Source organism: Endozoicomonas ascidiicola (assembly GCF_001646945.1).
GTDB lineage: Bacteria > Pseudomonadota > Gammaproteobacteria > Pseudomonadales > Endozoicomonadaceae > Endozoicomonas > Endozoicomonas ascidiicola.
Window position 1 is genome coordinate 395,479 of the sequence record NZ_LUTV01000002.1, and the last position, 19,982, is coordinate 415,460.

At 47.2% G+C, this 19,982-nt stretch carries 12 protein-coding genes; 7 read left to right on the forward strand and 5 right to left on the reverse strand.

The window, feature by feature from the left end; translation table 11 throughout:
• Window positions 1-53 precede the first annotated feature (53 nt).
• Window positions 54-1,667 carry a phosphoenolpyruvate carboxykinase (ATP) gene (pckA, locus tag AKL11_RS05785; RefSeq protein ID WP_067515662.1) on the reverse strand — a complete coding sequence of 538 codons (1,614 nt, stop codon included), beginning with the start codon at window positions 1,665-1,667 and terminating at the stop codon, window positions 54-56.
• Between the two features lie 303 nt (window positions 1,668-1,970).
• Window positions 1,971-2,840: an Hsp33 family molecular chaperone HslO gene (gene hslO, locus AKL11_RS05790; protein ID WP_067515663.1), complete on the reverse strand. Its 870-nt coding sequence runs from the start codon at window positions 2,838-2,840 to the stop codon at window positions 1,971-1,973.
• Window positions 2,841-3,057: 217 nt separating this feature from the next.
• Between hslO and AKL11_RS05795 the strand changes: the two genes are divergently transcribed.
• On the forward strand, window positions 3,058-5,715 hold the full coding sequence (locus AKL11_RS05795) for a hypothetical protein (RefSeq protein ID WP_067515664.1): 2,658 nt from the start codon (window positions 3,058-3,060) through the stop codon (window positions 5,713-5,715).
• Between the two features lie 39 nt (window positions 5,716-5,754).
• On the opposite strand, the gene AKL11_RS05800 is transcribed toward AKL11_RS05795, so the two are convergent.
• Window positions 5,755-7,080: a TolC family outer membrane protein gene (locus AKL11_RS05800; protein WP_067515665.1), complete on the reverse strand. Its 1,326-nt coding sequence runs from the start codon at window positions 7,078-7,080 to the stop codon at window positions 5,755-5,757.
• Window positions 7,081-7,499: 419 nt separating this feature from the next.
• On the opposite strand from AKL11_RS05800, the gene pilG reads away from it, so the two are divergent.
• The 6 genes from pilG to AKL11_RS05830 all read left to right on the forward strand — a co-directional run bounded on the left by pilG (window position 7,500) and on the right by AKL11_RS05830 (window position 18,196).
• Complete coding sequence (pilG, locus tag AKL11_RS05805; protein ID WP_067515666.1) at window positions 7,500-7,898, forward strand: twitching motility response regulator PilG; 399 nt, start codon at window positions 7,500-7,502, stop codon at window positions 7,896-7,898.
• A gap of 104 nt (window positions 7,899-8,002) precedes the next feature.
• Window positions 8,003-8,377: a twitching motility response regulator PilH gene (pilH, locus tag AKL11_RS05810; protein ID WP_067515667.1), complete on the forward strand. Its 375-nt coding sequence runs from the start codon at window positions 8,003-8,005 to the stop codon at window positions 8,375-8,377.
• 92 nt (window positions 8,378-8,469) lie between these two features.
• Window positions 8,470-9,042 carry a chemotaxis protein CheW gene (locus AKL11_RS05815; RefSeq protein WP_067515668.1) on the forward strand — a complete coding sequence of 191 codons (573 nt, stop codon included), beginning with the start codon at window positions 8,470-8,472 and terminating at the stop codon, window positions 9,040-9,042.
• A gap of 40 nt (window positions 9,043-9,082) precedes the next feature.
• A complete protein-coding gene (locus AKL11_RS05820) occupies window positions 9,083-11,152 on the forward strand; it encodes a methyl-accepting chemotaxis protein (protein ID WP_067515669.1) in 2,070 nt (689 codons plus the stop codon).
• Between the two features lie 88 nt (window positions 11,153-11,240).
• Window positions 11,241-17,516 carry an Hpt domain-containing protein gene (locus AKL11_RS05825; protein ID WP_067515670.1) on the forward strand — a complete coding sequence of 2,092 codons (6,276 nt, stop codon included), beginning with the start codon at window positions 11,241-11,243 and terminating at the stop codon, window positions 17,514-17,516.
• A 221-nt stretch (window positions 17,517-17,737) separates the two neighbouring features.
• Complete coding sequence (locus tag AKL11_RS05830) at window positions 17,738-18,196, forward strand: chemotaxis protein CheW (protein WP_067515671.1); 459 nt, start codon at window positions 17,738-17,740, stop codon at window positions 18,194-18,196.
• Between the two features lie 39 nt (window positions 18,197-18,235).
• On the opposite strand, the gene AKL11_RS05835 is transcribed toward AKL11_RS05830, so the two are convergent.
• Window positions 18,236-18,961 carry a 16S rRNA (uracil(1498)-N(3))-methyltransferase gene (locus tag AKL11_RS05835; RefSeq protein ID WP_067515672.1) on the reverse strand — a complete coding sequence of 242 codons (726 nt, stop codon included), beginning with the start codon at window positions 18,959-18,961 and terminating at the stop codon, window positions 18,236-18,238.
• Between the two features lie 108 nt (window positions 18,962-19,069).
• Window positions 19,070-19,930, reverse strand: coding sequence for a methylenetetrahydrofolate reductase [NAD(P)H] (gene metF / locus AKL11_RS05840; protein ID WP_067515985.1), 861 nt, complete (start codon window positions 19,928-19,930; stop codon window positions 19,070-19,072).
• Window positions 19,931-19,982 lie beyond the last annotated feature (52 nt).

The following is a 19,982-nucleotide window of genomic DNA, read 5'->3' on the forward strand; positions in this document are numbered from 1 at the left end:
ATAAAAAAAGGGAAGACAGTGCTTCCCTTTCATCCGGCATCACAATTGTGATGTCAGTCCAGTGACGGACCTGCGGCTACTAGCGCCTTACCTTCATCATTGTCTGTGAACTTCACGAAGTTGGTAATGAAGCGATCAGCCAGATCTCGAGCCTTGCGTTCCCACTCAGCTGGATCTTCATAGGTGTCCTGAGGGTTCAGGATACCATCGTCCACACCTTCTACTTGTTGCGGCACGTGCAAACCAAAGAATGGCAGAGCGTTGGTTTCCGCTTTATCGATAGAGCCATCGAGGATTGCATCAATAATTGCGCGAGTCGCTTTGATGGAGATGCGTTTGCCAGAACCGTTCCAGCCAGTGTTCACCAGATACGCAGTGGCACCGTTGGCTTCCATCTTCTTCACCAATTCCTGCGCGTAGCGGGTTGGGTGAAGTGACAGGAACGCCGCACCAAAGCAGGATGAAAACGTTGGTGTTGGCTCAGTAATACCACGCTCGGTTCCTGCCAGTTTGGCAGTGAAACCTGAGAGGAAGTGGTATTTGGTCTGCTCTGGCGTCAGGCAAGAAACCGGAGGCAGAACACCAAAGGCATCAGCAGTCAGGAAGATCACCTTCTGAGCATGACCGGCTTTGGAAACAGGCTTAACAATGTTTTCAATGTGATAAAGCGGGTAAGAAACCCGGGTATTCTCGGTTTTGGAGTTATCGTCAAAATCGATTTTACCATCGGCGCTCACAGAAACGTTTTCCAGCAACGCATCACGGCGGATAGCATGGAAAATCTCCGGCTCATTTTCTTCTCTAAGGTTGATGGTTTTGGCGTAGCAGCCACCTTCAAAGTTGAAGATACCATCGTCGTCCCAGCCGTGCTCATCATCACCAATCAGTGCGCGTTTTGGATCTGCGGACAGTGTCGTCTTACCGGTACCAGAAAGACCGAAGAAAATAGCAGTATCACCATCTTCACCAACGTTGGCAGAGCAATGCATAGAAGCGATGCCACGCAGTGGCAACAGGTAGTTCATAATCGAGAACATACCTTTTTTCATTTCGCCGCCGTACCAGGTTCCGCCGATGACCTGAATCCGTTCGGTCAGGTTAAAGGCGACAAAGTTCTCAGAGTTCAGCCCCTGTTTTTCCCAATTCGGATTGGTGCACTTGGCGCCGTTCATCACGATGAAGTCTGGCTCAAAGCTTTCCAGATCGGCAGCATCTGGGCGAATAAACATATTCTTCACAAAGTGCGCCTGCCAGGCCACTTCAGTGACAAAGCGAACACTCAGTCGCGTTTCCGGGTTGGCTCCGCAGAAACCATCAATGACGAATAAGCGTTTACCAGACAGTTGATTGGTGACCAAACCTTTGAGATCGGCCCAGATTTCTTCGGTAATGGGTTTGTTATCGTTTTTACCTTGATCCGACCACCAGATAGTGTCACGAGTGGTGTCGTCTTTTACGATGAACTTATCCTTAGGAGATCGACCGGTGAAGATGCCGGTGTCCACTGAGACCGCCCCCATTTCGGTGACAATGCCTTTTTCATACCCTTCCAGCTCTGGCCGGGTTTCTTCCTGAAAAAGTATTTCATAGGAGGGGTTATATACAACTTCCGGGACATCCGTAATCCCAACTGCAGCCAGGGCTTCCTTTACGTTTACATGGGTCATGCAAAGTTCTCCTAAGGCAATACTCAACTTAACGTTTTATGATGTTAAATTATGATAATTCTTGTGGCGCAGATAATAGGGCATTCGGCTAGTTATTGAAATATGAGTACCAGTGTTTCTGGAGGAAAATCGCCCTTTATTTTGCGCCGATTGTTAATCGAGCACTAATGACAGTAATCCTTTATAAGGATCGATATTTTGCTGCAGATCAATTTTTCGAAAAACGGTAGAGAGAAATCCACCCGGAATGGTGGCAAAGAGGCAGGAGCCACAGTGGCATCCTGACTCTCCCATTATAAACTGTCAGTGCAGAGGTGTTTTATGGCTGAAGATCGCATCAATATCGTCTTTACCAAAAGCATATTGCTGATTACAGAACTGGCAATCCATAGCAACCTGTCCTTCTTCTTCAACAATCGTTTCGACTTCTTTGCGGTCTAAAGTACTGATGATTTTCGCGCTGCGTTCCCAGGAACAAGTGCAGGCAAACTTAACCGGCTCGTTGTCGAATACCCGAACGGCTTCTTCATGGAACAGACGAACTAATAAAGTCTCATGATCCAAATCCAGCAACTCTTCAGCCTGAGTAGTTTCTGCCAGAGCCGTCATGCGATTCCAGGATTCAGAGCGGTCTTCTTCAGAAAGCTCAGCACTGGCGGGCAGAGCCTGCAGTAAAAAGCCTGCAGCCGTTTTGCCATCACAGGCCAGCCAAAGGCGCGTTTTTAACTGAACGGACTGGGTAAAATAATCCTCAAGACTGGCAGCCAGACTCTCTTTTTCCAGAGGCACAATGCCTTGATATCGTTGACCTTTTACCGGATCGACCGTAATCAGCAGGCTCGCCCTGCCCAGCAAATCCTGCATGGACGATTCGGTGATACCTTCTTTAAACTGAGCCACTGCACGGAAGGACTTTTGATCGGTACACTCCACCATCAAAAGGGATAACGCCCCTTCGCCACGAGCCTGAAGCGTCAAAAGCCCGTCAAATTTCAGGGTTGTACTCAACAACACTGCGGAGGCAATCAACTCTCCCAGAAGCTTACGAATCACGTCCGGATAGTCATGGGAGGTCAGCGCAGCCACATAACTTTCATTCAGAGAAACCACTTCTCCACGGATATCCGTGTTTTCAAAAAGGAAACGCTGAACTGCGTTATCACTTCTACTCATCAGTCAAATTCCAAAATCGCCACCGTCTATGCTCCAGAATTATGATGCTGTTTGACCATTCACAATGGCAGCAAAAACGATAAATATTTAATAAAAACAATTGATTATATAACAACCACAGATCTAAATCTTCCTGCTACTTATAGCTTATATATATCAAAATTCACTCAGCTATACTCAGATAATGTAAAAATAAGCGACTATAGAGAGTACAAGGATGGCAATTGATCCAAAAAGTGCAGGTGATTTTCATTCATCGCAAAGGGCTTACGAAGAGCTAATCAAGCAAGGGCCTTCGAAACAGTCAGCTCCTCACCAAAAACCTGTACCAAACTTTATACCACCAGCCGAGCATGACATAGAGGCCACAGGTCTTCATGAGCGGCTCATAGAGAATCAATCAAACTCACCAGAAGCACTGGAAAACTTGCTCCGAACGGAAAAAGATTATCTGGCGTCGCTTGAAGAAAAAAGTGATTTATTAAAGTCACTAGAAAAAATAAAACCGCTTGTTGGCGACTTAGGGAGCCTTAAAAATAATCTATCACGCTTAAACAAAGATTTTGGCTTCTCCATTTCTTATCAATACGAGGGTATCAATGGAGAAGATGTGTCTATCATTCCTCCTGATAGTAAACTGAGTGAGGAAGAGCTTTTCAGATTACTTGGCGAGCTTGGTATTCAAATCAAAAAAATGGATGATGCGTTCAAAGACGAAAAACTGACAGCGCTATCAGAAAAAATAAAGAACGATATAAACAATACAACGACCGAACTTCTCGAGCTCAAACCTGAATCTGAAGAAATCACATACAAACCTAAAAGCAAAGAAGTAATAGATATCAATCCATACTTACCTGATTACCCAACAAGATCGAATCTTGAAATGAGAGCACCCAATGCTAGCGATAATAATTCTGGCGGGCATTTCAAACTGTACAACCTGAATAAACAACAGCATAAACCTTCTGACCGAGAAGCCACACCGCCAAGTAGCCTCACAACGAGTCCAAAAACACCCAAAACGTTACCACATCCTTCACCAAGTCCTGTATTGCGAGATTCGACAGGCACTGATGACACAATACCTAAAGAAATCCCAGCATCCACAGTCCCATCTTTCGTGACGCCACCAAGGGCAACAGCTCTTTCAGATGACTTCTCTCGTGAGCAAGCCGACATTATTTTTGCAAAGAATAAAGTAGACTTTCAGGATATAAAACATGAATTACCGAACAACCCTGAAAGCATCGGCAGCATCAAATCTATCGCTTTGGTAACTCCAGACTGCGAAAATGAATCAGATTATTTTGCTGGGCAAATTCATAGCCAATTTAACGAAGGTTCATCAACTGAACTATTACAAGAATTTCATGACATATTGTTTAACAAAACAAAACTTAAGCGAGAGAAAAAAACAACTCTGGACAAGTATGATGTTTTAGAAATAGTGCACAAAGCCTTTGCAAGCAGCAGGCTATCATTAGAAAGCAACAGTAAAGAGCATTTCAACATCTATTTAATGCTTGATAACAAAAATTACTTAATCAATCGTGGTGACATTGAACTATGCTGTATCCCCAATTATTTCCCCGATGAAGTAAAAAACATCCACATTGGCAATACTGATCCAGAAATACAATCTATTCTCAGACAAAAAACCTTTTGCCAACAGCTTAAAGAACCAAATCTTTTACCTGCGATTACAGAGCTTCCAGATGACGACGACACAGAGGACAAAGATAAACGCACACACTATTACTGCTTCCAAAAGAACAGAAACTCTCAAGTCTTAAATGACACATCTCCTCTTAGTGATCATGTCATAGAGGCTAAATCTGATGATGACATCACTCAGGCTACAATCAGTGAAGGGCTTGTATCGATAATCGAAGAATTAAATAGAGAGGAGTCTGTCAGCAATAAGCCTCTGGTTTTGTTCAACTTCAGCAATATAGATCCTACTCATGATGAAGGATTCCGTACCCCTCGGTCGTCTTCATCATCAGACGATGACTTCAGCAGTGATGACGACACTGCTTACAGAACACCTGCAGCCTCTTCAGATGATAGTGAGTCTGACTTGTCTGATTATTCTGAAAGCGAAAATTCTTCGGTCAACAATAGTTTTTCTTCAGGTTCATCAGAGCTCTCTTCTGAAGCATATAGCACTTCACAATCAGGAAAAAAACGCCGTAAAACAAAGCGTCAACGGGACCAGACTTACCAAAAGCCACGCGCACTGAGTGCTGCAGAAGATTCTGATGATCAACTAGTTTCTTTGACAACACACTTAGCCCCAATAAAAGCTGCAAAGGTATCGCAAACAAAACCTGCAAGTCTGGCTGATAAGAATCACACTGAAGATGAAGACGTTGTTGAAAATGACAGTAGATACCCTGCTGATGAAGGGCTGCCAACTACCTTCCCGCCACCACTGTATAATGAGAACTCTACAAGCACTTTTGACAACTGGTTCAACGTAGAAGATGAAAATGACTGGAAAACAAGAGTCTCTAACCGCATAAGATCTCCCAGACCTAATCAGGCACCAGCATCAGATCGCAAAACATTAAAAGAACACCAAGAAGAGCTTCTCAATGCAGAGATGGAACTAAGTGAGGATGAACTACCTGAAACTGCTTTAAAACGACAACGAAACCTTGCTTTCAGAAACAAGATAAATGAAATAACAGAAGAAAACACACTACCAAACAAAGATGTTGGCCGTACTGTTGAAGATATTAAAGAGCCTGATACCACCTTGTCATCATCCACTAGCCCGGATGATTCACTATTAAGCTCTTATGATGATAAAACCTCAGATGCTAGTTATGATGCCAATAATGTTAATCAATTTGAAGATGATGATTAACTGACAACATACAAAATTTTTGTTACTCGAATTCCAAGACTATTCGCCGCCAACCTGCCAACTCTCAGGAAGCACAAACCCCATGCTATCCAGCAATGACCCCATAGAGGCCAAAATCCGATAGCGAGCCTGAGTCTCCTGATAGATAGCCGATATCAGGCTATTACTTGACTGAAAAAGTTCATTCTCACTGTCCAGCAAATCCAGCAGAGTACGCTTACCAATATTAAACTGTCCTTTGTAAGCGATAACCGTTTCCCGGCTCGCCTTTTCATGGGCTAACAAATATACCCGCTGTTCGCCGGCAAACTTGTAAGCAGCCCACGCAATACGAACGCGCTCTTCAAGATCTCGCATGACCCGGTCTTTCTGGGAATGGCGTTCTTCCACCTGATAGGCACTTTCCATTAGCCGGGCTTTATCACCACCACCACTGAATAAATTGTACCGAAACCGCAGCATCACTTGAGTATCGACGTTCGAACCTGGTTGGCCATCGGCGTCTTTTTTCCAGCTCTTATCAAGCTCTATATTCAATGAGGGTAAATAGGCGCTCTTCCGTGATTCGAACGCATGCTCAAATGAACCGATATCTGAGTCAGCTGCTTTTAAACTGGGGTTGCCTTGGCCGCTTTGTTGGATTATCGCGTCAATATCGCCAGGTATTTCTAAGTGCTCAAAACTTGGAAAAGCCAGTTCAGCGGGGCTATGTCCAACGAGCGAACGGTATTCACTTTCCGCATCCGATAAATTGTTATAGGCATTAATCAAGTTGGCATTAGCTCTTGCAAGGCGACCTTCAACCTGAATTAAATCTGAGTTTCTTGCTACGCCCTGTTTGGCGCGCTGCTCAATCTGAGCATAAATCTCGTTATGAATGTCCAGATTATCTTTCGCCAGCTCAACCAGCTCACGCCGCTCCATCACTCTCAAATACACCGAGGTAATCTTCAGCGAAATCTCTTCAAGGGTTGACACCAAACGCCACTGCTCAGCTTCCGTACTTTTTTTGGCACCGGCAACACGATTTTTGGTATTAAACCCGGCAAAAAGACTTTGCTTTATGGAAATCGCTGCTTCCTGCTTGGTAAAACGGATTTCATCAATCTGTTCATTAGTTCCATCAGGAACGTCCTTTTTCTGAGTTCCGTAGCCGGCAGATATATCCAACGATGGGAAAAAGTCAGCTCTGGCCGCACCAATGGTTTTCTCTTCAGCTCTGAGACGGTTAACGGCTACTTTAACCTGCGGGTGGGATAACAGCGCTTTGGTTAGCGCTTCCTCCAGTGCTTCCGCAGAAGCCGGCGAGTTCCAGAGTATCAAGCCTAAAGCAAGGCTATAGGCCAAAAAGGGAAAGCGATTCATAAGGTTCCCTGTATCATTCCTGACAAGATTTATTATGAAATTACATCGCCACTGAGGCGCAGGACTTTAAGTAATACTCAAAATCGACCTTTCCTGAGGGGGTAATACCAATTCTGTTTTTAAATTATGGGCTGCACAGCTATTTTGTGCCTACTGGATCTGCGTTGAAGTTCCTCGCCATAGCTACTGCTATGACTCGTCTCTTCGCCTTGCCCAGTCGCCCAAAATAATTTGCTCGCTCCAAAATTTAAAAACGCCATTGGTATGACTTCTAGTCAGCACCCGCCCACTTGTGATAAAAATACAGAACTAACGATCTGGATTGATAGTACTTCAATAACAAACTGAGAACGGATCGAGAAAATCAAAAAGCGACAGTAAAAAGTTTTGGTGCTTGTGTGGGGCATCGGGGGCAAAACATGCAAGGCAGCGAAAAAGACCTTAAGGTCATGATTATTGATGACAGCAAGACAATACGTCGTACTGCTGAAACTCTGTTAAGCAAGGCGGGCTGTGCGGTAGTGACAGCAACCGACGGTTTTGATGCTCTGGCAAAAATTGCCGAGTCTGAGCCGGATATCATTTTTGTTGATATTATGATGCCTCGTCTGGACGGTTATCAGACCTGTGCATTGATCAAGAACAACAGTGCCTACCAACGAATTCCTGTTATCATGCTCTCCAGCAAGGATGGTCTGTTTGACCGAGCTCGTGGTCGAATCTCTGGGTCTGATTATTATTTAACCAAACCTTTCAGTCGTGATGAACTGTTTGGTACGATTCGAGACCACTGCCCAGATTACGCTCTGGCGGTATAACATCGAATAAAGAGTGGGCAGCATTAGCCTGCATACGTTTTAACGATTCATTTGCCTGATGATGGCCTTCCAACAATAAAAGGCTGTTTTTACTAGGGGGACTTATGGCGAAAATTCTGATTGTCGACGACTCACCGACTGAACTGTATCAGCTGAGCGCCATGCTGGAAAAACATGGTCATACCGTTCTGACTGCTGATAACGGCGCTGATGGTGTGGCTTTGTGCCGCGAAGAACAGCCTGATGCTGTACTGATGGACATCGTCATGCCAGGCCTTAATGGTTTCCAGGCAACTCGCCAACTGTCAAAAGATGCTTCTACAGGCCACATCCCGGTCATCATCGTGACCACCAAAGATCAGGAAACTGATCGTGTTTGGGGAATGCGTCAAGGCGCCAAGAACTATCTAACCAAGCCCATTAAGGAAAATATCCTTCTGGAAACCCTCAACGAAGTGCTGAGTGACGTTGCTGCCTGATAAAGCAGAGTCTGGTTTTTTGTTGAACTTCCTATTGAAGATAACCTTTCTGTTGTGATCCAGTAGGGGTTAACCAGAAATAAAGGAATAGAATGAGCAGCTCCACTCATCCATTCGACTATCTGGAAGCACTGGAACAATGTGCTTCCCTGTATGCTGCACCCATTCCTGCTGAACAGTCTGATCTCAGTTACTGGCAGGGCATCTCGTTTTTGCTGAACAAGCAACAATACGTCGTGCAATTGGGCAGTGTTACTGAAATCCTTCTGGTTCCCCAGACAACACCATTACCGGGCGTTCATGGCTGGGTCAAAGGCATTGCTAACGTCAGAGGACGTTTGATCCCGATCATCAGTCTGACTGATTTTTTGAGCAATGATGACAGCTTGCTAAATATTGAAACGCAACGGCAGGCCAAACCAGAAGCCAGTAACCGAATCCTGGTTATCGAGAAGAAAGACATGTCCGTTGGTCTGATTGTTGATGAAGTTCAGGGAATGATGCAGTTTTCAGCCAACACCTTCTCGGATGAAATACCCTCATCGCTACCGACCAGCGTTCACCCCTACACCCGGGGTTCATACCAGAAAGATCACCACTACGTTGTATTCAGTATTGAAGGGCTCATGACCAGTGAGCGTTTTCTCAAGGCAGCCAGCGAATAAACAGGATTTTGATTTCAGATTAGAAATCGGGGAATAAACCATGAAAGGCAATCCAGCGAACAGGGGACAGGGAAGCAAGGCGAACAGAGGCACCATTGTATCGATTACAATGCTGGTTCTGTCCCTGTCGGTCATGACAGGCGCGTTTTTCTACAATGACCAGCAGTCTCAGCTGCTCCTGACCCACGCAACCAGTGCGGGCGAGCTCCGGGTACTTTCTCAGCAGATTGCAAAGAACGCTTCGGAAGCGGCTTCTGGTAAAGAAGAAGCGTTCCCCCTACTGAGAGACGCTACCAACATGTTTGGCCAGTACATCGGCGAGTTGAATAATGCAAAGCTGTCTGCCCTGCCTTTCGTAGAAACCTCTGACTCTGAAGCTGCCCGACAGATCAACGCCCTGAACAGTTCCTGGATGGAAATGCAATCTGAGGCACAGAACATTCTGACCGCACAAGACACGGTACTGTCCCTCCACGACGTAGCGAACACCTTGGGTGAAACCATTCCACAGCTACAGATTGAATACGATGAGATCGTAGAAATCCTGCTGGAAAATGGCGCTCCATCTGATCAGATCTCCATGGCGCAAAGACAGCCATGGCTGGCAGAACGTATTATTCGAAGCGTTGCCAAGGTACTGGAAGGTGGTGAAGATTCCATCATGGCGGCAGACAGCTTCGGCCGTGACGCCAAGCTTTTTGGTCGAGTACTGGACGGTATGATCGAAGGTAACGTCGCCATGCGTATCAGTCAGGTGACAGATAACGAAGCGATCGACCGCTTGCTGGAAATTGCCGACCTGTTCGAATTCGTTGACGGTAGTGTGGACGAAATTCTGGAAACCTCTCCAGAACTGTTCCAGGTACGCGCCGCATCCGACACCATCTTTACCGACTCCCTGGAATTGCTGGAGCAAACTTCCGTTCTGGCTGAAACTCTGTCCGTTTCTACTGTAGAACAAAGAACACTGGAAATGATCATCCTCTTGTCTGGTGGTCTTTCCTTGCTGTTTGTACTCTCCACTGCCATGTCCATCATTATGGATACCCGTCGTCGTCTGGAAGAAACCAAAGCCCAGAGTGACGAAACTGAAGCACAGAACAGCGCAAACCAGAAAGCGATCCTGCGACTGCTGGACGAAATGGCCGACCTGGCAGACGGTGACTTGACCGTGAAAGCCGAGGTAACCGAAGACTTTACTGGCGCCATCGCTGACTCTATTAACTTCTCCATCGAGCAGCTGCGAGCTCTGGTTAACACCATCAACCAGACTGCTGTACAGGTAGACGCCGCTGCTCAGGAAACTCAGGCAACCGCCCGTTTGCTGGCCAAGGCTTCTGACCATCAGGCCCAGGAAATCGGTTCAACCACACAATCTGTAAACGAAATGGCGGAATCCATCGACCGGGTATCCGGCGAAGCCTCCGACTCTGCAGATGTAGCAGAACGTTCGGTACAGATCGCTGCCAATGGTGGTTTGGTCGTACGTAACACCATTGATGGTATGACCACCATCCGTGAGCAAATTCAGGATACTTCGAAGCGTCTGAAGCGCCTTGGTGAATCTTCTCAGGAAATCGGTGACATCATCTCCCTAATCAACGAGATCGCGGACCAAACCAACATCCTGTCTCTAAACGCGGCCATTCAGGCTTCCATGGCTGGTGAAGCAGGACGAGGCTTCGCCGTGGTAGCGGATGAGGTACAGCGTCTTGCGGAACGGGTTTCTGCCGCGACCAAACAGGTAGAAGGGCTGGTATCCGCAATCCAGACAGATACCCACGAAGCAGTTATCTCCATGGAACACACCACTTCTGAAGTGGTACAAGGTGCACGACTGGCACAGGATGCGGGTGTTGCTCTGGAAGAAATCGAGACAGTATCCAACAGCCTTGCAGGCCTGATCCGGAACATCTCCGAAACGGCAAAAATTCAGTCTCAATCTGCTTCTCAGATTTCTACCCGCATGGTGGCAATCCGGGATATCTCGGTTCAGACATCGACTGGTACCAAGGCTGCGGCGCAATCCGTAGGTCAGCTGGCAGACATGGCGGTGACTATGCGTCAGTCCGTCGCCGGCTTCAAACTGCCTGAAACCACGGATGCCTGATCTTCAGGATCGGAGCTGTAAGATACTGAACGCATGAACTTAAGCATGATGCCCGCCATTCAGGGGTGTTTGATTACGGGGGCCTGGCATGGTCGAACAGCGTGAATATTTAGGCCTGGACTGGGTTATCAGTGAAATTGACACAACCCTCACTGAAGCCCGCCAGGATCTTGAGACCTATGCCGAAGCCACGGAGGATCAATCCTCCCTTGCCGGCTGTCGTGCAAAAATCCAGCAGGTTCACAGCACACTTAAAGTGCTGAAACAGCAAAGTGCGCGCCTGTTAACCAGTGAAATTTTATTGCTACTGGAAAACCTGCAGGAGAGCTCTGCCGAACAAAAGTCTGACGAGAACAGTCAAGACAAGATGGTCACGTTGATTCAGGCCATGTTACAACTGCCTGATTATCTGGTTCAGATTTCAAGAACCGGAAGAGACAACCCAAGGCTGTTTCAAAAGCTCTTAAGTGACATGCGACAGCTTCGAGGTGAATCTGCACTATCCGATCTGGACTTTTTTTCACCGACGATTGTCATCGCCAATGAGCCTATTGCTGATGAACAATTGGCAAAGATTCAGGCAGGCGGCTTTACCCCGCTGGTGCGTAAAATGCGCCAGAAATACCAGCTGTCGCTGGCCGGTGTTTTAAGAGGCAGCCAGCAAGAACAGCAGCTGGTGATCATTGGTAAAATTTTTGCCAAGATGCAAAACCTTTGCTGGGACTCCCCATTGTCTCCACTGTGGGATGCAGCAACCGGGCTTGCAGAAGGCCTCCGGGAAGGTGCAATTGCTGCAGATAATCATGCCATTTCCATTCTGCGGAAATTGGATAATGAGCTGAAACTCCTGACTGGTGACGACATTCGTCGTATTAATACCACTCCAGACGAAGAGCTTCTTCGTAATATCCTGTACCGTGTGAGTAAAGCAGAAAGCAACAACGCATTACTGCTCTCACTGAAGCATCGCTATGGTTTGGATAAAGCGCTGGAACAGAATCAGGCTGATGAAAAACTGACAAACTACCAGGCAACGGCACCTGTCGTCAGTGCTATTAAAGAAGAACTTGCTAACGTCAAAGACGCTTTAGACCTGTACATACTCAACCCTGAGACCAACAGAGAGCGGCTTCAAGAACAAATGCCGGTGTGCCAGCAGATTACTGACACCCTTGGTATGCTTGGCCTCGATAAACTTCAAAGTACCATGCAAAAAGAGTCAGAAAGCCTCCATCTGATTCTGACCACTGAACAGCCAAACCCTGCCGAAATTAATAACTCGCTGATTGATATTGCCGCCCGTTTACTGGAAGTAGAAACCGGGCTCAATCAGTTCATGAGTTATCGACCCACCGTTACGGGCGATGGTTCAGAATCTTCGCAGATGAGTGATATTCATCAAACGGTTATTCATGAAGCCCGCGAAACCCTTGAACAGGCAAAAGGCACGTTAGTTGATTATCTGGGCAGCAATGAAAACAAGGAATTTCTGACCAAACTGATCCCGATGCTCAAAAGTATTCAGGGCAGCCTGGCCATTATCCCATTACCCCGTGTTGCCGACTTGATGGGGCGGTGCTCCAATTACATTAAAAGTCAGTGGTTGGAAAGAACCGCGAAACCAGAGCTTGATGAACTTGAAGCATTGGCTGATGCTCTGTCCAGTGTTGAGTATTATCTGGAGCAGTTGACTACAGGTGTATCCAACTTCACTGAGAAGACTCTGGATATCACTCAGCAAAGCATCGAAAAGCTGGAAGCCAGAACACCTGCACCATCGATTCCAGAAAATAAACCAGCACCAACAACAAAGCCGGCTGGCGAAAAGGTGAACCCTTTTGCCAGCCATCTGTTCAGCGATGAAGAAAAGAAAGAACAACAAGCTGCACAGCCCACCGATACCAACGACCATGTTCTGGAGTTCAATTACGAAAAGCCTGTAACACAGGAACAGGTGCAGGTCGCTGAGAACAGCCAGAGCGACGATGGTTATAACCTATCCATCGATTTCAGCCCAACCATCTCTAGCAAAGCTATGCCTGAGCCAGAAAAGGTTGAAGCGCAGAACACAGCAGATGAAGCTAACCTTTCTATCGATTTCAAACTAGATAGTGCAAAGGCTGAGACAGCTGAACACGCCTTAGAAGAAACCAAAGAAAACGACGAAGCCCTGTTCATTGACTTCGCTTCCGACGATTTAACCTTTGAGATTGAGACATCAGAATCGGTTCAAAGTAGTCCTGAGCCCATTCTGGATGACCAAATTCTATCCCTTGACGATATGGAGTTTGATGAGTCTGAGTTCGAAGCCGATCCTATCGGACCAGAAATCGAAGCCTCACTGGCGCTGAGCGATGATGTTCTGGATTTTACTCTGGATGACGAAGAAGATCTGGGTGAAATCTTTGTAGAAGAAGCGACCGAAGTTCAGGAGCTTCTGACCGAGCAATACGCCATCTGGCGTAAAGACAGTAATGATGTACGCAGCCGGACTGAAGTTCGTCGAGCCTTCCACACCTTAAAAGGCAGTGGACGCATGATAGGCGCTGAAGTTATTGGAGAGCTCGGCTGGTCTATCGAAAGCATGCTGAATCAGTTGATCGATGGAAAAATCAATATCTCTGAAAGCATGATCCAGCTGATAGACGACGTCATTGTCATGCTGCCAGAACTGGTTCAGGACTTTGCTGCTCAAAACCAACAACTGACGCCAGAAGTTCTGGTCTGCATGGAGAAAGCAGATGCCCTTGCCAAAGGCCTGAGTTTTGTTGTCGAGCAGGAAGAACCTGAAAGTGATGCACAAGAGGAGCCTGCAGTCCTCTTTGGTGAAGTAGTACCTGCAGCTGAAGACCTCAGCATCGCCGAAGAGATTGAACTAGGTTCGAATGAAGGCTCTAGCGAAGAGTCTGACGAAGAGTATGACCAACAGCTGCTGGAGATTTTTGACAACGAAGCCAGAAGTCATCTGGCCGTTGTAAAAGATTTCATCGAGCAGTTTTATCAGTTGGGTGACAGCATCCAGATAAGCGACACCGTTCAACGCGCACTGCATACGCTGAAAGGCAGTGCTTACATGGCAGATATCACCCCTCTAGCAGATCTGATTGCTGCCATTGAGAGAACAGTGAAAGAGTTCCGGGCACACCTGGTGCCAGCAGACAGTCAGATTATCAGTATGCTGGAACAGGGCATTGATCTGATCGAAGACGCTTTAGTCCAACTCCATGGCGGTGCCAAACCGGTTGAACTGAAGGTTGATAATTACCTTAATTGGATTGCGGCTCTCCATAGCCAACTGCTCAGTAACAGCCTGCAGGATGACTCATCTCACGACGCACCTGCAACGATTGCCACTCAGCAAGGACAACAGGCATCGTTGTTCTTATCTAACGACCTTGACCTTCTATTGGACGCCAATAAGTTCCTGAAAGGCTGGGTAAACGGCATCCCGAAGGAAGAACTGGAGAGATTTAAGTTTGAGCTTCGGGTTCTCACGGCAAATGCCACTGAAGCCAGTCTTGCTACGATGGCTGAACTCTGCGACGTGCTTCTGGACGTCTGCACCTATCTTGAAACCCGGGAGTCTTCTCTTCCTGAACTGCTGCTAATACCATTTATGGATGGTTTTGAGGCACTGGTGGAGATGATGAATCAGGTGGCTTCCCAGCAGACGCCTGAATCACCTCAAGCTGTCTTTGGCGATTTACGAAAAGCTCTGGCCCTGTTGCTGAATGAACAGCAGGCATTACAATCCGTTGAAGCCTCTCCCGCTCCAGTTGAACCGGTGATACCGGATATCGTTATTGAAGAACTGGACGACAGCGCTGTTGAAGAAATTGTTATTACAGCGCCTGCCAATAATAAACCAACAGAAATCACACCTAAGCCTTCACCCGCGATGCCTGCTGCAGCCACAGCTCAACTGGATGAATATGAGCTGGAGTTGCGCCAGAACTTTATTGAAGAAGCCTTTGAGCTTCTCGAAGATTCTGTCCAGGCATTGGAAGTCTGGCTTGATGCACCGGACGATTTACACCCGGTACATGAGCTTCAGCGTAGCCTGCACACCTTGAAAGGTGGTGCACGCATGGCAGAACTCTATGAGCTTGGAGATCTCTGCCACGCACTGGAAGATATTTATGAAGTGATCACCACGGGTCGGTGCACCTCTGATCGTGCACCACTTGCACTGATTCAGAAAACACACGACACCATTGAGTCATCACTGAAAAACCTCAGCACCGGTATGGCGCTACCAAGCACTGCCAACATGCTGGAAGAGCTGCAATCATGGAAACAGCGTTTGATCTCTGGAGATACCGCTCCTGAGGTTGAGGTGCTGCCGGATTATCTCGCATCGCCTGAATCGGTTCAAAGCCTGGCCAGTGCAATCGCACCGGCGCAGATCGCTGAAGCAGCAGCAGAAAGAGCCGAGATAACGCCAGTACAAATTTCGACAGAAACGGCTAATCCTTTGGAGCCCGTTTCCACCATCAAGGTTGCCACTCAGAACATTCCTGTATCGGAAGGTGTTGCACTTCAGACTGCACCCAGCGAGATGATTCGTGTTCCATCTGATCTGCTGGAAACATTGATCAATCTGGCCGGTGAATCCAGCATCAGCCGCTCTCGAATTGAGCAGCAAACGGCTGACACTGCCCGAACACTGGATGAAATGAATCGAACCATTCTTCGTGTGCGGGAACAGTTGAAACGTCTGGATATTGAAACACAAACCCAGATTATGTCCCGTCACCAGGGAGACCTTGGTGAAAATCCAGACTTTGATCCGCTGGAAATGGATCGGTACTCAGAGCTTTCACAGCTTTCCCACGCACTGGTCGAGTCAGCGTCTGACTTGGTGGATTTGCGCGAAGCGATGCAAGAAAAAACCAAAGACATGGAGGGCCTGCTGGCACAGCAATCCAGAACTCAGATCGAGCTTCAGGAAAAACTGATGAAAGCCCGGATGGTTTCCTTCAGTCGCCTGGTACCAAGACTCCGCAAGATCGTCAGACAAGTGTCTGATGAACTGGGTAAACCTGTTGAGCTGATGGTTGGCAATGCCGAAGGTGAAATGGACAGAACCATGCTCGAGCGTGTGCTTGCACCACTCGAGCACATGCTGAGAAACGCCATCGGTCACGGTATTGAAAACGCTATCGAAGATCGTCAGCGCCTTGGCAAACCAGATATTGGACAAATTTCTATCTCCATTCGTCGTGATGGCTCCGATGTGGTCATCGAACTGTCTGACGATGGTCGTGGTATTGATATTGAAGCCGTCAAAGCAAAAGCAATTGAGCAGGGCTTGATCAGTAAAAGTGCTCAACTGTCTGATCAGGAAGCGCTTGAATTGATTATGCGTTCTGGCTTCAGTACCGCCAGCAGCATTACCCATATTTCTGGTCGTGGTGTGGGTCTGGATGTGGTGAACAGTTCTGTTCGTCAACTGGGTGGTAGCATCCAGGTGAAATCAGAAACCGGCGAAGGTACTCACTTTTCTCTGCGTCTGCCTTTCACTCTTTCCATCAACCGGGCACTGATGGTGGAAGTCGGCGGTAGTTTATATGCACTGCCTATGCATGCCATTGATGGTATCTCTATGATGTCATCAGATATCCTGACCGACTGCTATCGCAATAATTCACCATTGGTTTATGGTAATGGTACTGAGCACAAACTGATTTATATGGGCGCTCTGCTGGGCACCAGTATCCCTAAGATCAGTGAAGGCCAATGCCCGGTGGTTCTGGTTCAACGTGGTAATGATAATGTTGCCGTACACGTCGATGCGATTATTGGTAGCCGTGAAATTATCACCAAAAGCCTGGGTCTTCAGTTTTCCGGCCTGGCGGGTGTGAACGGTGCCACCATTCTGGGTGATGGTCGAGTAGTGGTGATTCTCGACCCGGCGGCACTCTATCGCAGACATCTGCTATCGCATATTGAAGCTACGATTAAAGACGAAGCTGAAAAGAGTGAGAAAGTCGCGAAAGTACTGATCGTAGACGACTCCGTAACTGTACGAAAAGTAACCAGTCGTCTACTGACCCGCCAAGGCTATGAAGTGTCATCTGCCCGGGATGGTGTTGAAGCTCTGGCCATGCTGGCTGAGCAAAAGCCGGATATCATGTTGCTTGATATTGAAATGCCGAGAATGGATGGCTTTGAGGTCGCCAGCTCCGTACGTAATGACCCTGAGCTGAATGATCTGCCAATTATCATGATCACGTCACGAACCGGCGAGAAACACCGAACTCGAGCCATGAGTCTTGGTGTGAACGAGTATATTGGTAAACCTTTCCAGGAAGGCCCATTGCTCAAAGCTATTAAAACCCTGATTATGACTGAAACAGCTTGAGCCAAGCGACTAATACCAATGGCGCTTTTAAATTTTGGAACGAGCAAGTTATTTTGGGCGATTGGGCAAGGCGAAGAGACGAGTCATAGCCATAGCTATGGCGAGGAACTTCAACGCAGATCCAGTCGACCAAAATGGCTGCACAGCCCACAATTTAAAAGCAGAATTGGTATATGCAAGCCACTGAGTAAGAGAGTAGTGCTATGCCAGGAATTCATCACATGACATCGGTGCTGCTGCCAATCCAGCAGCGACCTTTGCTGATACCGGCAGTCTGCCTGGCGGGTAATACTGACTACACCAGGCCAGAGGACAACTATCCTGAACTGGATTGGTTGCTGGGTGACATTCGCTGGCGTGGTGAAAAAGTGCCTGTCATCTCATTTGAGCGAATGAATAAAGGCCGGTTTACGGAATTCTCAGCCACCAACCGGATTGCCATTATTAATCGTACGACAAAGGGCAGTAGTTACGGTTTCTATGGATTGGTGGTTCAGGGGATTCCACAGCCCCTTACCATCGTTAAAGAAGAGTTACGAAACTCGGCTGAAGAAGCAGGCCCCATGGAGCAACATCGAGTTATTCTCAAGGATATCCCCGCCTCTATTCCAAACCTGACACTGCTTGAACAAGCACTTGAGCAGGCTGTTTCTGCTCGACATACTACTGCAATCGTTTAAATCTGGCAGTTTCGATTAGAAGGGAGTCACGCTCCCTTTTTAATAATCTCCCCACAAATATTGCATCAAAGAGATCGCGACCACTGGTGCTGTTTCAGTTCGTAATACTCGTGGACCAAGAGCTAGCGGATTAAATTGCTTTTGCTCAGCCATGACAATCTCGTCTGCCGTCAAACCTCCTTCAGGACCAATCAACAGAGAAACTGAGTCTGGTGCTTCATAGCCACTTAACTGTTCTTTTGTCCGGTGGTGCAGCACAAAATTAAGATTCGTCTTTCTTGTGGATAACCACTCCTCAAGCTTCACCGGTGGATGAATCACTGGAATAATGTTGCGCCCGCACTGCTCACAGGCACTGATGGCAATCTGCTGCCAATGCTTAACTCTTTTATCCAAGCGTTCCGCATTCAGTTTTACTTCACACCGCTCACTCCACAAAGGTGTGATTGATGTAACACCCGCCTCTGTGGCTTTTTGGATAGCATAATCCATCCGTTCCCCACGGCTTAAGATCTGACCAAGCTCAATGGTAAGAGGAGATTGAGCATCGCCTTCAATAAGGTTATCTAAATAAACGGTCACTGACTTTTTACTAACGCTTTCCACCTTTCCCTGCCACGCACCGCCCTGTCCATTGAACAAAACCAGAGGTTCATCCACTTTCATACGAAGCACACGCCCAACATGATTGGCCGCACTTTCAGCGAGTTCAACCGAGCTGTTTGCCTGAAGAGGCTGATCAGAAAAAATCCGAGGGTTTCTCATAGTCACTATCAGTTCATAAGTAAGCTAGAGGGAATTATAAGCGGCAAAAGAGACGGAAAGGTATTAAATCACCCGAATCCAAAAGTATGGTTCAGGTGATACAGAGTTTTACTGGCGACTAAAACCAAGGTTATTACAGATTCTCTCGCAAGGCTCTGATTGATTCAGTGTATAGAAATGCAGTGCTGGTGCGCCACCGTCTAACAGCCGTTCACAAAGTTGGGTGATGACCTGCTCACCAAATTTTTTGATGCTGCTGACATCATCTCCATAGGCTTCTAGCTGCTTGCGAACCCATCTCGGCATCTCGGCCCCACAGGCATCGGAGAAGCGAGCCAACCGGCTGTAGTTGGTGATCGGCATAATGCCCGGCACAATCGGCACATCAATACCCATGGCTCTGACACGCTCAACGAAATAGAAGTAGCTATCAGGGTTGAAAAAATACTGGGTGATTGCCGAATCGGCACCAGCATTCACTTTGCGCTGAAAATTTTCGAGATCTATTTCAAAGTTAGGCGCTTGTGGATGCGACTCTGGATAGGCGGCAACTTCAATATGAAAATGATCGCCAGTTTCTTCACGAATAAACTCCACCAACTCATTGGCATATCGCAACTCACCAATGTCACGCCCCATACCTGAGGGCAAGTCACCTCTCAGGGCGACAATACGGGTAATATCTTTACTGCGGTAAAAGTTCAGAAGCTCCCTAAGCTGCTCCCGGGAATCACCAACGCAGGAAAGGTGTGGTGCGGTAGCAATATTGGTTTTGCTCTGAGTGGTGAGTACTGTATCAAGAGTACGATCTTTTGTAGAACCGCCAGCACCATAGGTGACTGAGAAGAATTCCGGCTGGCACGCCGCAAGATTCAGAGCGTGCTGCGCAAGTTTCTGAGCGCCTTCTTCCGTTTTAGTAGGAAAGAATTCAAAACTGATCGGGATTTTTTTACTTGTTGTTGCAGACATGATGAATACCGTAGGGTAAAGCGACTGATACATCTAACAGCATCAGTCGCAT

What these genes read in the sequence shown, in the direction of transcription:
- pckA (WP_067515662.1), bottom strand. Translation starts at nt 1,667, where the DNA reads ATGACCCATGTAAACGTAAAGGAAGCCCTGGCTGCAGTTGGGATTACG.
- hslO (WP_067515663.1), bottom strand. Translation starts at nt 2,840, where the DNA reads ATGAGTAGAAGTGATAACGCAGTTCAGCGTTTCCTTTTTGAAAACACG.
- AKL11_RS05795 (WP_067515664.1), top strand. Translation starts at nt 3,058, where the DNA reads ATGGCAATTGATCCAAAAAGTGCAGGTGATTTTCATTCATCGCAAAGG.
- AKL11_RS05800 (WP_067515665.1), bottom strand. Translation starts at nt 7,080, where the DNA reads ATGAATCGCTTTCCCTTTTTGGCCTATAGCCTTGCTTTAGGCTTGATA.
- pilG (WP_067515666.1), top strand. Translation starts at nt 7,500, where the DNA reads ATGCAAGGCAGCGAAAAAGACCTTAAGGTCATGATTATTGATGACAGC.
- pilH (WP_067515667.1), top strand. Translation starts at nt 8,003, where the DNA reads ATGGCGAAAATTCTGATTGTCGACGACTCACCGACTGAACTGTATCAG.
- AKL11_RS05815 (WP_067515668.1), top strand. Translation starts at nt 8,470, where the DNA reads ATGAGCAGCTCCACTCATCCATTCGACTATCTGGAAGCACTGGAACAA.
- AKL11_RS05820 (WP_067515669.1), top strand. Translation starts at nt 9,083, where the DNA reads ATGAAAGGCAATCCAGCGAACAGGGGACAGGGAAGCAAGGCGAACAGA.
- AKL11_RS05825 (WP_067515670.1), top strand. Translation starts at nt 11,241, where the DNA reads ATGGTCGAACAGCGTGAATATTTAGGCCTGGACTGGGTTATCAGTGAA.
- AKL11_RS05830 (WP_067515671.1), top strand. Translation starts at nt 17,738, where the DNA reads ATGACATCGGTGCTGCTGCCAATCCAGCAGCGACCTTTGCTGATACCG.
- AKL11_RS05835 (WP_067515672.1), bottom strand. Translation starts at nt 18,961, where the DNA reads ATGAGAAACCCTCGGATTTTTTCTGATCAGCCTCTTCAGGCAAACAGC.
- metF (WP_067515985.1), bottom strand. Translation starts at nt 19,930, where the DNA reads ATGTCTGCAACAACAAGTAAAAAAATCCCGATCAGTTTTGAATTCTTT.